We start from the raw sequence: 14,965 nt of genomic DNA, 5'->3' as shown, positions 1-14,965 counted from the left end.
GCGCCGCGGCGACTCCCCGCGGTGCGGTAGCCGATTGACTGGCGGTGCGGCCGGCGCGGCACGGTGCGAGCGCCCTCGGTTCCCCCTACCCGTCATCGTGTCCGACCGTCGATTCCCGTCATCGCCCTTGCCATCGTGAGGAGTAGTACGTGTCGCAGATCACCGACTCGCCCCCGGTGGGCGCCTTTCCGCGTCTGGACTGGGTCGACGACGTGTTCTCGCCCGCCCTGCGGGCCGCGGTCGAGTCGCTGCCGGCCGCGGAGAGCCTCGTGGCCCGCTACCACCGGGGCTGGTGCGAGGCCGACGGCGCGCCGCGCGCGGACGCGTCCGGCGGCGGCAAGGCGGTGCGCCCGGCACTCACCCTGCTGTCGGCGGCGGCCGTCGGAGGGAGCCCGTCGGCCGCGGTGCCCGGCGCCGTGGCGGTCGAGCTGGTGCACGACTTCACCCTGCTGCACGACGACGTCATCGACGGCGACGCGCTGCGCCGCCACCGGCCCGCCGCCTGGTCGTTGTTCGGGACCCCGGCGGCCGTACTGACCGGAGACGCGCTGCTGGTCGCGGCGCTGCGCGCACTGGCCCAGGCCTCGCCGACGCGGGCCGGGGCAGCCGTGCAGGAACTCGTGGGCGCGCTCCTGGAACTGGTGGAGGGGCAGAGCAACGACGTCGCGTTCGAGAAGGCCCACGAGGTGTCTGTCGCGGACTACCTGGCCATGGCCGCGGGCAAGACGGGCGCCCTGATCGGCTGCGCCTGCGCGCTGGGCGGCGTGCTGGCCGGAGCGGACGACGTCCGGGTCGGCGGCCTGCGGGAGTTCGGCCGGCGACTCGGCGTGGCGTTCCAGTGCGCGGACGACATCCTCGGCATCTGGGGCCGCACCGCGCGCAGCGGCAAGCCGGTCGGCGCGGACCTCGCCGCGCGCAAGAAGTCACTGCCGGTGGCGGCGGCCCTCGCGGCCCCGGGCGCGGCGGCCGAGCGGCTGCGCGAGCTCTACCGCGCACCGCACCCACTGGACGAGGACGACATCGACCTGGCGCGTCACCTCGTGGAACAGGCCGGCGGACGGCAGGCCGCCGAGGAGGAGGCACGCCGCCAGATGGCGGCCGCGCTGCGGTCCCTGTCACTGGCCCGGCCGACCGCCGACGCCTACCGCCAACTGCACGACATCGCCTGGGCGATGACCCGCCGCGAATCCTGACCCGCACCACCATCCCACCATCCCACCACCAGCTCACCGGCCGGAGCGAACGTCTCCGCCGCGTGACCCGGAGCCGGGCGGACCGTTGTCCTGACGACGACCGCCCCGTCCCCTCGCCCCGGCCGCGCCGCGGCCGACCGCCGAGGCTCCGATCCGACGAAACACAGTGGAGCCGTGCAGCACACCGAGCACAGCGCAATGCCTCCGGGCGACCTTCCGGCCGTGGCCGCCTACGGGCTGCAGGTGGCCCGCGGCGCCCAGCCGGTGCTGCGCAACGTCAGTTTCACCATCCCCCGCGGCCGCATCGTCGGTCTGCTGGGCCCGAGCGGCTGCGGCAAGACCACCCTGCTGCGCTGCGTCGTCGGCGTGCAGCAGCCCGGCGCCGGCCATGTCCAGGTGCTCGGCCACGCGGCGGGTGCCTGGCCGCTGCGCACCCGCGTCGGCTACGTCACCCAGGCACCCTCCGTGTACGCGGACCTGACGGTGCTGGAGAACCTGCGGTACTTCGCCGCCGCCCTCGGCCTGCGCGGCTGGCAGCGGGAGGACGCCGTGGTCCGCGTCGTGAAGGACGTGGACCTCGTGGCGTACGCGGACCAGCCGGTCGCCCGGCTGTCGGGCGGTCAGTACTCGCGGGTCTCCCTGGCCGTGGCCCTGCTGAACCGGCCCGAACTGCTGGTGATGGACGAACCGACGGTCGGCCTGGACCCGATGGTGCGCCGGGAGCTGTGGCTGGTCTTCCAGCGGCTGGCGGAGGAGGGCACCACGCTGCTGGTCTCCAGCCACGTCATGGACGAGGCCGACCGCTGTGACCGGCTGCTGCTGATGCGCTCGGGCCGGCTCCTGGCCAGCGCCGACCGGAACAGCCTGCTCGAGCACACCGGCTGCGATGTGGTGGAGGAGGCGTTCCTGCACCTCGTCAGGGCCGCGGCGGCGGCCGAGGCGCGGGCCCGGCAGCACACGGGTGTGGACGGCCTCTCCCCCCACCTGCTCGACCAGCCGGGCGCGCCCGACGCCGAACGCACCTTCTTCGCTGCGGACACCCTCACATGACTGTCACCCAATTGGCCGACCGGCTGCCGTTCTCACCCGGCATCACCTCCGCGACCGCGGTACGGGTGCTGCAGCAGATCTCCCGCGACCGCGGCAGCACCGCACTGCTGCTGGGCATCCCCTGCATGCTCATGGTGCTGCTCAAGCTGATGTTCCACGACTCGGAGGAGACCTTCGAACGGGTCGGGCCCCAGGTCTTCGGCATCTTCCCGGTCATCGTGATGTACCTGGTGGCCTCCGTGTCGACGCTCAGGGAACGCACCTCCGGCACCGCGGAGCGGCTGCTGACCATGCCGGTACGGCGGCTGGACATCGTTCTCGGGTACAGCCTCGCGTTCGCGTTCCTGGCGCTGCTCCAGGCGGTGCTGTCCACCCTGCTCGCGGTGGGCCCGCTGGGCCTGGACATCGAGGGCCCGGCGTACCTGCTGATGGTCATCGCCATGCTCGGTGCCCTGCTGGGCCTCGCCCTCGGCCTGCTGGTGAGCGCCTTCGCCCGCAACGAGTTCCAGGCGGTGCAGTTCCTGCCGGCCGGGGTCCTGCCCCAGTTCCTGGTGTGCGGGCTGTTCGTGCCCCGCGACGAGATGCACGGCGCGCTGGCGGCCCTCGCCCGGGCGATGCCGATGACGTACGCCGTGCAGGCCGCGGGCGAGGCGGCCGCACACACCGGTGTCACCGGGCTGTTCGTCCGGAACGCGGTGCTGATCCTCGTATGCGTGGTCCTGGTGCTCGTGGCCAGCGCCGCGACGCTCAAACGTCGATGAGGGCCGCCCACCGACGGCCCTCATCCGGTAACACCTGCTGCCCGGTTCGGCTAGCGCGCCAGGCCCCAGGAGAAGCCACCGGAGACACTGCCGAACTTCGGGATCTCGAACGGGCCGAAGTGCATGGGCGGCTCGTGGCCGCCGTTGAACCCGCCGCCACCACCGCCGGGGCCGGGCGAGGCGACGGCCGGGGCCGACACCGGAGCGGCACTGGCGGCCGGCACTGCCCCGCCTGCCGCGAGGGCCAGAGCGGCCAGCGACACCACGACGGCGCGGCGCAGCGACAATGACATGAAAACCTCCGAAGCGAATTAAAAGAAAGAGGAGATGTGGGCGAGTGCAAGCCTAGCCAATCGAACTCCCCCGTACCGGCAGTGAAATGCTGATTTCCCCCGAACGAATCGGTGGATACACCAGCAGAAAACGCGATGAACGTCAATGAAGAAGCAAGTGGAAAAGGAAAGGTGAAAAACAATATGACCGGGATGCGGCGGACGGTGCTCGCCCTCTGCGCGGCCCTCACCGCCCTGCATGTCGTCGCGGTGCCCGCCTGGGCCGGTCCACCGCCCCCGCCGGCGCCGCCCACCCCCTACCGGGCGCCCCTGTGGCCCGTGCCCGAGCCGGGTCGGTGGGAGTCCGCACCGGGTCCGGCCGCCTCCCAGGGCTCCCGCCCACCGGCCGCGGGCTCCACCGCGGCGGACGACCGCATGGTCGCCGCCGTCAACCGGCAGCGCAAGCAGGCCGGCTGCTCCTCGGTGCGGCTGCACCCGGCGCTGAGCCGGGCCGCCCGGAAGCACAGCGCCGCGATGGCGCGCAGCCGTCGGCTGACCCACACCGGGGCCGACGGCAGCAGCCCCGCCGACCGGATGCGGGCCGCCGGATACCGGGTCGGCTCCGCCGGCGAGAACGTCACCGCCGGATCCGGCACCGCCGAGGCCGCCGTCGCCGCGTGGACGCGCAGCGCCCCGCACCGCGCCATCCTCCTCACCTGCCGCTACACCCACGCGGGCGTCGGCAGGGCGAAGGGTCCCGGCGGCCCCTGGTGGACCCTCGACCTGGCCTCGGGCCGGTGAGGCGTCCGCACGTGCCGAGGCGTCAGGCGAGGTCCGGGTCCCACCACCAGGCGACGGACGGGGCGCCCTCCACCGGCCCGGGACGGGCGTCGGAGGGTTCGTCGGCCCAGGACAGGAGTGTGTCGTCCATCTCGTCCGGCCACTGCCCACCGCTCAGGTAGCGCGGCACCCGCAGCCCCCACTCGTTGTTGCCGCGAACGCCGTACCGGAGCCCCTGGAGATAGCCGGCGAGTTCGACGCTCGCGGTCGGCCGGACGCGGTCGTGGAGCCGCACGAACCGCAGCAGGACACGGTCGCGCAGCGCGGTGCCGGCCGTCACCGCGTCCCGGAGCGGGCAGGCCCGCTCCTGCATCAGCACCGTGTAGATGTTCTGGTCGGCCTGACCTCCTGACAACTCCTTGTGCAGCGAGTGCCGGTCGTTGTCCAGAGCGGCCACGAGGACGGCCATCTCGGTCAGCGCGCGGACGGCGGGCCGGTGCAGTTCACGGTCGGGGACCTCGGCGCCCGTCGCCAGTTCCAGCAGGGCGAAGGTGGGCTCGCCGCCCGACGACAGCAGCCGCATCGCCAGGAAGTCGTCCAGCCCCGGCATACGGCCGGCCGCCTGGTTGCCGATCTGCCAGGCGACGCCGGACAGCCAGGCGCGGTGGGCGTGCACGAACCGGGCCACCTGCGTGGGCGGGGCGAAGCCGCGAAAACGGCGCATGATGTCCTGCAAGGCGCCGACGAAGCGGTCCGTGCCCGTGGCCGAGTCCGTCTCGCAGGCCCGCTGCACCTGGCCGGCCAGCGCGTTGAACTGCGCCGGCCGGCTGCTGAGCGGCCCGGTGTCGCAGCGTGCGTCGTCGAAGGCGAAACCCCAGTAGACCCACAGGGCCGCCGCCAGCAACCGGTCCTCGTCCGCCACCGGGGCGAACCGGGCGAAGAAGTCGGCGCTGTGCGTCGCCACGACCCAGGCCCGTTCCCGTTCGGTGTCACACAAGCCGCTGTCGCCGATCCATGCCACGGCTTGTTTCTCGACCTGCCGGACACGGGGATGAACAGCGGACTCGAAAGGACAGAAGATCGGCGGCAATTCCACGCCGGATACGCGGGACGCGGGGGATCCCATGGCAACACGCACCTTCCGGATAATGAGGTTGGCCCAAGGGTTCGGGGATTCGCTCACGATCATGGAGAACCGGTCGGTCCAATGGCGGCAGGCCATGCCCGCCGGACGGCGGCAGTCAGCCGAAAGGGTTGGCGCCGCGCGACGGTTGACCGGCCGCGACCATCACTCGCCTGGTGCAGTGTCACGGTGCCGACCCGGGGAAGTCGCACGTCGTGCCCGGGTGCGCAGTCCTCCCGCACCGGGGCGGCAGGGAGTGCCGCGGCCGGGATCCCCGAGTCGGCCGCGGCACCCCCTCATCGCTCGCGCGGCGGTGACCTCCTCGGCCGCCGAGCGGCGCGCGTCCCAGGCCGGCATGTGACCGTCGAGCGACGCCGCGCCCCGGTGGACGTCGAGGAGGAGCCCGGCCCCACCGCCCGCGCCCGCAGCGGCCCGGCCGGCGCCCCGCTCGGCTCGGGGAGTGGTGTCACCGCACGGCTTCGGTCAACTCACGGTGGTATGGCGGTGAGCCGCGGGCACCGCCCCGGTGGGTACGTCGCTCCGCGCCCCGGCAGGTACGTCATACCGCGCCCCGGTGGGACCATCTGCCCGCAGGCCCGGTGTCCGTCGGCGTGGTCGGAGCCGTCCGGGACCGGAAGGAGCCGTCAGCGTGATCGAGTGGGTGTCCCTGCCCCCGCCCCTGGGCAGCGGTGCCAGACCTGTTCCCCGGCCGGTCGCGGCTGCGCTCGTGTGGGCCGGCCGACGGGACCCGTTCTGGCTGACCTGACTGCTCGGTGCGGCCCTGGTCGGCACGGCGCCGGCCCGCCTGACCCATGCCCGGGCCGCCTACCGGCGGGTGGCCGCGGCGACCGGACCGTAAGGCTCCGAGCAGGGTGCAGCCGGGGCCGGCGACTTCTGACGACGCGTGACCGAAGGCCGGGGCCCGCCCTCTGTCGACGGACGGGTCCGCCCTCTGCCGACGGATGGGACGGGCCTCCTGCCGACGGACGGGGTGGGCCCCGGCCGGCGGTCGGGTCGGGTCTCCTGCCGGCGGTCGGAGGGGGGCCTCGACCGGTGATTGGGGGAGGACCCTGACCGTCGGTTGCGGGACGGACCCCGCCGGGTCACCCGGCGAAGTCCTCCCCGCCCCTCCGGGATCAGGCCGTGTGCAGGGTCAGTCCGTAGCGGTTCAGGATCTCGTTGACGGGCTGGAACCAGGTCTCCCCGCCGCTGGAACAGTTGCCCCAGCCGCCCGAGGTGACGCCCTGCGCCTGGTCACCGCTGATGAAGGAGCCGCCCGAGTCGCCGCCCTCGGCGCAGACACTCGTCTTGGTCATCTGGTGCACCGCGCCCTGGCTGTAGTTGACCGTCTCGTTCTTGGCCAGCACGGTGCCGCAGTGCCAGTGGGTGGTGGAGCCGGAGCGGCAGATCGAGGCGCCGACGGGTGCCTCGTTCGAGCCGCGCACCAGCTGGTCGGAGACCGTTCCCCAGCCGAGAACGACCGGTACCGTCCACCAGCCGCTGCCGACACTGACCCAGGCGTAGTCGTTGCCCGGGAACGACGAGCCCTGGAACGTGCCGATGTGCGAGCCGTCCCAGCCTCGGACCGCCCCTCCCACACCGCCGCAGTGGCCGGCGGTGACGAACCCGCCGTGCACCGAGAAGCCGATCGAGCAGCGGACGTTGCCGGTGTAGTACGGGTCCCCGCCCACGGTTCCCGCCGCGAAGGTCTGCGGAGCGGATTCCACCGTGCGCACCGTGACGGGACCGGCCTTGCGGGCCCGGTTCACGAAGTGCCGGACATCGTTGTCAGCGATCTCGCCCCGGACCACGTCGACGACCACCGTGTTGGCGGCCGGGTCGACGTGCCAGCTGCTGACGCCGGCGGGTGCGTCCAGGCGGTCGATGCGCGCCTTGGTGGCGTCGAGCCGGCGCGCGCTGTGCTCGACGGTGCGGACGTGCGCGCCGGTGGCGCCGACGGCTCGGACCGTCTCGGGTGCGGCCTCCGAGGTGACGGCCACGGTCAGTTGCCCGCGGTCGGCGTCGAACCAGGAGCCGCCGAAGGCGTCCCCGGCGGCCTTGCGTGCCGTGGGCGCGAGGCCGGTGGCGCGGCGTTCTGCCGCGAGCCGGTCCTCGGCCGCGGCCCGGGTGAGGCCGAAGTCCCGCTGCATGGCGTCCAGGAGACCGGCGGAGGCCGGTTCCCCGGCGGAGGCGGCGGAGGTGGTGGGGGAGTCGGCCGCCGAGGCCGGCAGCGTGCCGACCGCGGTGAGACTGCCGAGTACGAGGAGGGTGGCCAGGCCGAGGTGCCTGAGTCTGCTGCGTCTCACGGAGTTGCCCTTCGTCGTTCCAACGAGGTGGGGGTGGAACAGATGGGTGGAACAACCGCAGTCTGAGAGCGCTCTCATCGAGGTTGGTTCGAGCTTAGTCAGAGTGCAACGTCAGGTCCATGCCAATGCGGGGCTTTTCCGGTGGGGATCACGCGGACTGCGAGACAAGACGGCGAGACGGCGAGACGGGATGGCGAGACGAGACGGCGAGACGGGACGGCGAGGTGAACGGTCGCGGTCCCTCTGGGGGTCCCTTACGCCCCGATTGGCCGGTCCCGGACGGGGCACTCAGTGCTGCGTCCTTGCAGTGACGGCTTCTGGCACAGGGAGGCAGTCGTGGCGGTTCGGCATCGGCTGATCCAGGCGAGCCCGCAGGCGGTGTGGGAGGTGCTCGCGGACGGCAACCAGTACGTGAGGTGGGTGGTGGGCCCGTCCGAGGTCACCCCCAAGGCCGGACGGTGGCCGCAGGTCGGCGCGACGATCGCCTACGAGGTGCGGCTCGGGCCGGTGCGGCTGAACAACGAGTCGGTGGTCCGGCACTGCGTGGAGGGCTCCGTACTGGAGCTGGAAGCCAAGGCGGGCAGGCTCGGCACGGCCCGGATCGCCATCGAGCTGCGCCCCTGGGGCGAGCAGTGCCTCGTGATCGTGGACGAGCACCCGCTGCGCGGCCCGGGCGGCCTGCTGCACAACGTGGGCGTCGAGGCGCTGATCCAGGTACGGCACCGCGCGATGCTCTCCCGGCTCGCGGGACTGTGCGAGGCCGAGGCCGGGGACCAGTGCCGGCCGGACCCGGCGGAGCCGCCCGGTTCCGTGGCCTTCGGACCCGGCCCCGGAGCCGGCCGTGCCTGACGCCGTGGTGGTCGGGGCCGGCCCCAACGGACTGGTGGCGGCGAACCTGCTGGCGGACGCCGGCTGGAGCGTGGAGGTCCTGGAGGAGCAGCCCGAGCCCGGCGGGGCGGTGCGCCACGACAGCGAGGTCGCCCCCGGCTTCGTCAACGACCTGTTCAGCTCCTTCTACCCGCTCGCCGCGGCTTCCCCGGTCCTCGCCGGACTGCGGTTGGAGGACCACGGACTGCGCTGGGCGCACGCCCCCCATGTGCTGGCCCACCCCCTGACCGACGGCACGTGCGCCGTCCTGGACCGCGACGTCGGGACCACCGCGGCCTCCCTCGACGCCTTCGCGCCCGGAGACGGAGCCGCCTGGGACCGCCTGCACGAGGTCTGGGACCGCTACCGGGCCGACATCCTGGACGCCCTCTTCACGCCCTTCCCGCCGGTCCGGGCAGGCGCCCGCCTCGCCCTGCGGCTGCGCGGCGGCGGAGGACTGAGGCTGGCGCGCACCCTGGTGCTGCCGGTGCGGCGCATGGGCGAGGAGGAGTTCTGCGGCGAGGGCGGCAAACTGCTCCTGGCCGGCAACGCCCTGCACGCCGACCTCGCACCCGAGGCGGCCGGAAGCGGCGGGTTCGGCTGGCTGATGTCCATGCTCGGCCAGACCTACGGCTTTCCCGTGCCGGTCGGCGGCTCCGGTGCCCTGACCGCTGCCCTGGTGCACCGGTTGCGGGCCCGCGGCGGCACCCTGCGCTGCGGGCGCCGCGTCGAGCGGATCCTGGTCCGGGACCGGCACGCGGTGGGCGTCCGCACCGCCGGCGGGGAGACGGTCGCCGCCCGGCGCGCCGTCCTCGCCGACGTGTCCGTGCCCGCCCTCTACGGCGATCTCGTCGCCCCCGAGGACCTTCCGGACCAGGTCCTGGCCGATCTGCGGCGCTTCCAGTGGGACTTCGCCACCTTCAAGGTGGACTGGGCGCTGGACGGCCCCGTGCCCTGGCGGTGCGAGGACGCGGCCCGGGCGGGGACCGTGCACCTGGCCGACGGTCTCGACGAGCTGACCCGGTTCGCCGCCCAGATCGCCATGCGGCAGGTACCCGACCGTCCCTTCGCGCTGTTCGGCCAGATGACGACCACGGACCCCTCCCGCTCACCGCGCGGTACGGAGTCCGCCTGGGCCTACACCCACGTCCCCCACGACATCCGGTCCGACGCGGGGGACGAGGAGATCACCGGCAGCTGGGACACCAAGGAGCAGGAGCTCATGGCCGACCGCGTCGAGCGCCAGGTGGAACGCTTCGCGCCCGGCTTCCGCGGGCTGATCCGGTCCCGGCGCGTGCTGGCCCCGCCGACGCTCCAGGCCATGAACGCCAACCTCGAGGGCGGCGCCATCAACGGCGGCACCACGGCCATGCACCAGCAGCTCGTCTTCCGGCCGGTGCCCGGCACCGGGCGGCCGGAGACACCGGTGGCCGGCCTCTTCCTCGCCTCCGCGGGCGCCCACCCGGGAGGCGGGGTGCACGGGGCGCCGGGCGCCAACGCCGCGCGCGCCGCCCTGCGTCAGCACCGGTTCGCCGGCCTCGCGCGGGTGCAACGCGGCCTCACCCGCCGCGACCGCTCCGGCGACAAGCGGTGACCTTCCGCCTGCGACCGTCCGTGCCGCGACCGGTCGCGTGTGGCGTCCGCGTGTTCTCCCGAGGAAGGGCCGACCGGTGACAGACAGCCCCCTGCAGAACCGCACCGTCGTCGTGACCGGCGCCGCGCGTGGGCTGGGCGCCGCCCTCGCACGCGCGTGCGCCCGCCGTGGCGCCCGGCTCGCGCTGATCGGCCACGAGAAGTCGCGACTGGACGCCGTGGCGGCAGACCTGCCGACCGACGCGTTCGCCGTCGAGGCCGACGTCACCGACCCCGCCGCGCTGGACGACGCGGCCGGTGAGGTCCGCGGACGCCTGGGGCCGCCTTCGGTCGTGGTGGCGAACGCCGGCATCGCGGAGGGCGGCCCGTTCGCCACGTCGGACCCGGACGAGTGGCGCCGCGTCGTGGACGTGAACCTGACCGGCAGTGCCCACACCGCCCGCGCCTTCCTGCCGGACCTGCTCCGCACCGCGGGATACCACCTGCAGATCGCCTCGCTGGCCTCGCTCGGCGCCGCACCCATGATGAGCGCCTACTGCGCCTCCAAGGCGGGAGTGGAGGGCTTCTGCCACTCGCTGCGCGCCGAGGTGGCCCACCACGGGATCGCGGTGGGCATCGCCTACCTCAACTGGATCGACACCGACATGATCCGCGACGCCGACCGGTACGCGGTCCTGCGCGAGTTGCGCGCCCACATGCCCGCGCCGGCCCGTCGCACCACTCCGGTGGACGATGTCGCCGCCCGCCTGGTACGAGCCGTGGAGCGCCGCCGTACCGCCGTGTACGTACCCGGCTGGCTGCGCCTGGCGCAGGTGGGGCGTACGGCCCTGCCGCCCGTGGTGACGCGGCTGTCCCGCCGAGAGCTGCCCCGGCTGGAGGCGGAGGGCGCCCTGGACGCCACCGGCCCGCTCGGTGCGGGCGGGCGTGCCGACCACGCGGTGGGGGAAACGGGAGGCGTGGAGCCGTAGCGGCTGCCCGCTGCCGCGCCCCTGGCCCGGGCGATGGCATGTGGCGTGACCCGGCGGACCGCGCACCCGGGGACCGCGGAAACGGTCTCGGCTCGCGCGCCAGGGGCGTGGGTGTCAGCGCGGCCCGAATCGTCGCGCCACTGCACGCAGCACCGGCGACCGGCCCCGGTCCGGCACCGTCCACAGCGTCTCGCCCCGCACGCCCCACCTCGCCAGCAGGGCGTTGGCCGCGAGGAACCCGGAGGTGGCGGCGCGTTCCATCAGGGCCACGGGCAGACCCGTACGGACCAGGTCTCCGGCGACGACGACGGCCGGGTCGGGTGTCCGGACCGTCGGGCGGTCGCGGTAGCCGCCGACGGTGAACAGCGGGCAGTCCGCCCGCCACTCGTGCCGCGCGGCCACGACGCGGGCCTCACGGGTCTCCGGGTACACCTGGTGCAACCGGTCGACGAGGCGCTTCTCCTCGACCTCCCGGACGGCCGTCGGCGGCAGGGCGTAGGCGTGGAGTTCGACGACCGACCCTCCGGTGCGCGCCGCCCAGCGCGCCGCCTCGCCCTCCCAGTGGGACAGCACGCTGACGTTGTCCAGCGAGCCGTAGCCGCTGGTGCCGAGGAAGCCGGGCCGGCCGGTCGCGACCGGACGGTCCAGCCAGAGCCGGGAGACCAGGAACGGCGGGGCGGTGCGCAGCCGGGCCACCCGCTCGCGCCACCCGGCGTCCCCCAGGTGCGGCGAGCGGCTCACCAATCCCTTCAGACCACCGGTGTCGAGGGCGAGTACGACGGCGTCGTACGGCCGGGCACCGGTGGCGTCGACCACCAGGTGGCCGCCGGACGGACCGGGCCGGACGGCCTCGACGGGCGTGCTCGTCCGCACCTCGGCCCCACGCCGCGTCAGTTGGCCCGTGAGCGGATCCCACAGTGCCTGCGGGAACGGTTCGCGGGGGACGTCGAACAGCAGTCCCTCGCTGGAGCCGAGGAAGTAGATGTGGAACATCAGCGCCATCTCCGCGGCCGACAGCTCCCGCGGGTCAGCGAAGAAACTGCGGGAGAACACCTCGAAGGCCAGATGCCGCGCGGCGGCGGGGAAGCGCAGGGCGTCGAGGAAGTCCTGGGCGCTGACGTCGTCCAGCTGTTCGTGGACGCGGCGGGTACGGACGTCGAGGAGCGGCAGGGCCGCGGCGGGCCGCATGGCCAGCAGATCGCGCGGACGGAAACTGGGGCTCAGGGCGACGAAGCCGAGGGCGCTGAACGGCGGCGTGCGCGGTACCCGGCGGAAGCCGTCACGCAGGCCGCTGCTGTGCCGCAGCGGATAGTCCGGCAGGCCGGTCAGCATGCCCAGCCCGGGATCGGAACGGCGCAGCAGATTCCGCAGGTTGTAGTACTGCCGGAAGAAGGCGTGGAAGCCCCGGCTCATGGTGGCGGACGTGCCGTCGGGCAGGTCGACCGGCCAGCCCGCGACCCGGCCGCCGAGCACACGCTCGCGCTCGTGCAGCACCACGCGTACTCCGCGCTCGGCCAGCACGGTCGCCGCCGCCAGCCCCGCGATGCCGCCGCCGATCACCGCCACGGACGGCGGTTCTCCGGCCGCCCTCTCCCGCCCCGCCCGCGGGGCGATGGCCCGCGCCCGCCGGTCCCGCCCCGGGGCCCGCGCCCCGCTCCGCCGGCTCACCGGGCACCGCCGGTCCACGCGCCGCCGCCCTCCGCCGGGCCCGGCCCCGCCCCGGTGCGGTGGGCGAGGAAGGTGTGGGTGATGCCCGTCTGCCAGCCCGGCAGTGGCAGGACGCGGACGCGTGCGAACCCGGCCCGGGCCAGCCGCGCGCCGAACGCCGGCGCGGAGTCGAACGCCAGGACGCTGCGCCACAGATGCCGGTAGAGGTCCCGGTCACCGGTGGCCGTGCCCAGCGGCAGGACGACGCCCCGGCACACCGCGGCCCACACCAGTCGGTCCACGCGCCGCCCGCCGAGCGCGTACTCGTGCACCGCCAGCCTGCCGCCCGGGACCAGCATCCGGTGCACCGTGCGCAGGACGGCGTCGGGATCGGTCAGGTTGCGGAACAGGTAGGCGGCGAGGACCGCGTCGAAGGGCCCGTGCGGCTCGGCGCGGTGCAGTTCCTCCGCCGGGGTGTGTACGAAGCGCACCCGCGACGGCCAGCGTTTGGTCCGGGCCCGGTCCAGCATGCCCGCCGAGGCGTCCACCCCGACGATCTCCGCGGCGGGGAAGGCTGCGGCCAGCGCCGCCGTCGACGCGCCCGTGCCGCAGCCCAGGTCCAGCACCCGGCGTCCGGCGCCGCCGTCCGCGAGGCCGAGCCGGCGGGCGGAGCGGCGCAACTGGGCGTGGTAGCCCGGGTTGAGAGCGACCAGGCGGTCGTAGCGGCCGGCGCCGTGGTCGAAGGCGGCGGTCAGCGCGGCGTCTCGCAGCAAGGACGGCATCGGGGCTCCTGGGGGCAGATGACTCACGGGCGGGTGTCGCTCGAGGACCGGTGTTGCTCACGTGCGGGTGTCTGGCCGAAGGGCGGGTGTGCTGCTCGCGGGTGGCCGTGCTGCCGGCGGGGCGGGGCACTCGCCGACGGTCTCCGGTCAACGGACGGGAACGTGGCGGCGCGGCAGCCACGGCAGTTCGGCCGCCGTGCGCAGCATCGGCAGGGCGGGGGCGCGCACCCCGACCGCCAGGTCCTCGTACAGCCGGGAGCGCCCGTCGAGGAAGCGCAGCAGCCGTCCGGCGGGTACCCGGTCGAACAGCCGGAAGAAGAGGTCGGGGCCGTCCACCCGGCCGGTGTCCAGCGCGCGGAGCAGCACCGCGTCCATCAGCCGCGCCCGCGCCGGGTGCGGGGGCGGCGGCACCGGGCGGCGCCCCGCGCGTACGGCGTGGGCGACGGCGGCGGACTGCCGCTGCACGGCGGCGAACGTGTAGCCGGTGGAGGGGCGCGTCGCCCCGCCCGCCATCCCGATGCGGAAGACGGCACCGGAGCCCTCGGCCCGCCGTTCGAACACGGCGTCGGTCATCGGGATCACCCCCTGCTCCGCCGACAGGATCTCCGTGGCGCCGGTGCGCAGGACGCGGCGCGTGTAGTCCTCCAGGGCGCCGTCGTACGCGGCGGACGTCAACGGTGCCGGGCCGAACTCGGTGTACTCGACCAGCGCGGTGTGCCGCCCGGTCGGGAGCACGTAGCCGAAGGACAGGCCCCGCTCCGGTTGTCCGGTGCGGAAGTCCATCAGGTCGACCACCGCCGGGTCGAAGACCGGCCGCTCGGTGCGGACGAACCAGCCGCGGAAGTGCTGGAGGAGGCGGGTGCGGGCCGGCGGCAGGCGGAGTGGCGGGCGGGAGTCGAAGACCCAGCGGGCCCGCAGGTCGACGCGGGCCCCCGTCGCGTCCGCGGCCGTCACGCACGCGGTTCCGTCCGCCCGCGTGGTCACCGTGCCGACGGTGGCCTCCAGACGCCGCAGCCCCGGCCGCTCCCCGAGATCGCGGTCCACGAGCGCCTCGAAGTCGTCCGAGCGGATCATCTTGTAGCGGGCGGGCGCGATGTGCCGCAGGACGACCGCCCCGTCCCGGCTCCGCACCCGCAACCACTCCCACGACGCCGTCGTCGCCGCGTCGAAGCGGCCGGGGCCCGACTCCCAGAAACACCAGGTGCGGCGCGGTGCCCGCAGCGGACCGGGCGGCGGATCGACCAGGACGACGGAGGGCGCCGCGCCGCGTGGCGCGTCCGCCGGGAGCCGGTGCGCCAGGGAGAGACCTGCCGCCCCGGCACCGATGACGACGATGTCCGCCTCGACCACCGCCACCTCCTTCCGCCTGTGTGCGCGACGAGCGTGCGATGGCTCGGTTCCGGCGGAGTATTCCGCCCCCGTGCCGCCCCCGGACGCACGGCGCGCTGGACCGCCCGGGGCGGGTGCCCGCCGCACGGGTGACAGTCGGGCGTGAACGGCTCCGGGGTGGCGTCGTGCGGGAGGTGAAGGGGGAAGGCATGACGCCGAGTCACCCCCGTCGGACCGTGGCCGACGCCGGACGGCGCATCCACCGTGCGCCGTCCGGCCGGAGCAGCCGCGGCG

The 14,965-nt window shown here is 74.5% G+C and carries 13 protein-coding genes; 7 read left to right on the top strand and 6 right to left on the bottom strand.

The features are described from left to right. Positions 1-149 precede the first annotated feature (149 nt). The 3 genes from ACZ4V1_RS24465 to ACZ4V1_RS24455 all read left to right on the top strand — a co-directional run bounded on the left by ACZ4V1_RS24465 (position 150) and on the right by ACZ4V1_RS24455 (position 3,004). Entirely contained in the window at positions 150-1,193 is a 1,044-nt protein-coding gene (locus ACZ4V1_RS24465; protein WP_468339570.1) for a polyprenyl synthetase family protein, read from the top strand. A gap of 198 nt (positions 1,194-1,391) precedes the next feature. Beyond that, positions 1,392-2,243: an ABC transporter ATP-binding protein gene (locus tag ACZ4V1_RS24460; protein ID WP_468339674.1), complete on the top strand. Its 852-nt coding sequence runs from the start codon at positions 1,392-1,394 to the stop codon at positions 2,241-2,243. After that, the gene (locus ACZ4V1_RS24455) at positions 2,240-3,004 is read left to right on the top strand and encodes an ABC transporter permease (RefSeq protein ID WP_468339568.1); all 765 of its coding nucleotides are present in this window, start codon (positions 2,240-2,242) and stop codon (positions 3,002-3,004) included. Before ACZ4V1_RS24460 ends, ACZ4V1_RS24455 begins: the two co-directional genes overlap by 4 nt. A gap of 50 nt (positions 3,005-3,054) precedes the next feature. On the opposite strand, the gene ACZ4V1_RS24450 is transcribed toward ACZ4V1_RS24455, so the two are convergent. Continuing rightward, positions 3,055-3,297, bottom strand: a complete 243-nt coding sequence (locus ACZ4V1_RS24450) for a hypothetical protein (protein ID WP_468339566.1) — start codon at positions 3,295-3,297, stop codon at positions 3,055-3,057. Between the two features lie 183 nt (positions 3,298-3,480). Here ACZ4V1_RS24450 and ACZ4V1_RS24445 point away from each other — a divergent pair, with 183 nt between their 5' ends. Beyond that, entirely contained in the window at positions 3,481-4,077 is a 597-nt protein-coding gene (locus ACZ4V1_RS24445) for a CAP domain-containing protein (protein ID WP_468339564.1), read from the top strand. A 22-nt stretch (positions 4,078-4,099) separates the two neighbouring features. On the opposite strand, the gene ACZ4V1_RS24440 is transcribed toward ACZ4V1_RS24445, so the two are convergent. Beyond that, the gene (locus ACZ4V1_RS24440; protein WP_468339562.1) at positions 4,100-5,077 is read right to left on the bottom strand and encodes a terpene synthase family protein; all 978 of its coding nucleotides are present in this window, start codon (positions 5,075-5,077) and stop codon (positions 4,100-4,102) included. A 1,238-nt stretch (positions 5,078-6,315) separates the two neighbouring features. Next, a complete protein-coding gene (locus ACZ4V1_RS24435; protein WP_468339560.1) occupies positions 6,316-7,485 on the bottom strand; it encodes a S1 family peptidase in 1,170 nt (389 codons plus the stop codon). Between the two features lie 336 nt (positions 7,486-7,821). Here ACZ4V1_RS24435 and ACZ4V1_RS24430 point away from each other — a divergent pair, with 336 nt between their 5' ends. The 3 genes from ACZ4V1_RS24430 to ACZ4V1_RS24420 all read left to right on the top strand — a co-directional run bounded on the left by ACZ4V1_RS24430 (position 7,822) and on the right by ACZ4V1_RS24420 (position 10,913). Then, positions 7,822-8,334 carry an SRPBCC family protein gene (locus ACZ4V1_RS24430; RefSeq protein WP_468339558.1) on the top strand — a complete coding sequence of 171 codons (513 nt, stop codon included), beginning with the start codon at positions 7,822-7,824 and terminating at the stop codon, positions 8,332-8,334. After that, positions 8,327-9,946: a phytoene desaturase family protein gene (locus ACZ4V1_RS24425; RefSeq protein ID WP_468339556.1), complete on the top strand. Its 1,620-nt coding sequence runs from the start codon at positions 8,327-8,329 to the stop codon at positions 9,944-9,946. The genes ACZ4V1_RS24430 and ACZ4V1_RS24425 overlap by 8 nt, the downstream gene beginning before the upstream one ends. A gap of 76 nt (positions 9,947-10,022) precedes the next feature. Beyond that, complete coding sequence (locus tag ACZ4V1_RS24420; protein ID WP_468339554.1) at positions 10,023-10,913, top strand: SDR family oxidoreductase; 891 nt, start codon at positions 10,023-10,025, stop codon at positions 10,911-10,913. A gap of 114 nt (positions 10,914-11,027) precedes the next feature. Here the strand turns inward: ACZ4V1_RS24420 and ACZ4V1_RS24415 are convergent, their stop codons facing one another. The 3 genes from ACZ4V1_RS24415 to ACZ4V1_RS24405 form a co-directional block, all read right to left on the bottom strand. Beyond that, positions 11,028-12,581 (bottom strand): FAD-dependent oxidoreductase, encoded by a 1,554-nt coding sequence (locus ACZ4V1_RS24415; protein WP_468339552.1) that lies wholly within the window; start codon positions 12,579-12,581, stop codon positions 11,028-11,030. Next, complete coding sequence (locus ACZ4V1_RS24410; protein WP_468339550.1) at positions 12,578-13,342, bottom strand: methyltransferase domain-containing protein; 765 nt, start codon at positions 13,340-13,342, stop codon at positions 12,578-12,580. Before ACZ4V1_RS24410 ends, ACZ4V1_RS24415 begins: the two co-directional genes overlap by 4 nt. Before the next feature lie 147 nt (positions 13,343-13,489). Next, a complete protein-coding gene (locus tag ACZ4V1_RS24405) occupies positions 13,490-14,692 on the bottom strand; it encodes a lycopene cyclase family protein (protein ID WP_468339548.1) in 1,203 nt (400 codons plus the stop codon). Positions 14,693-14,965 lie beyond the last annotated feature (273 nt).

This window comes from Streptomyces sp. NPDC028991 (assembly GCF_055564775.1).
This window is presented reverse-complemented; position numbering and strand designations above follow the sequence as displayed.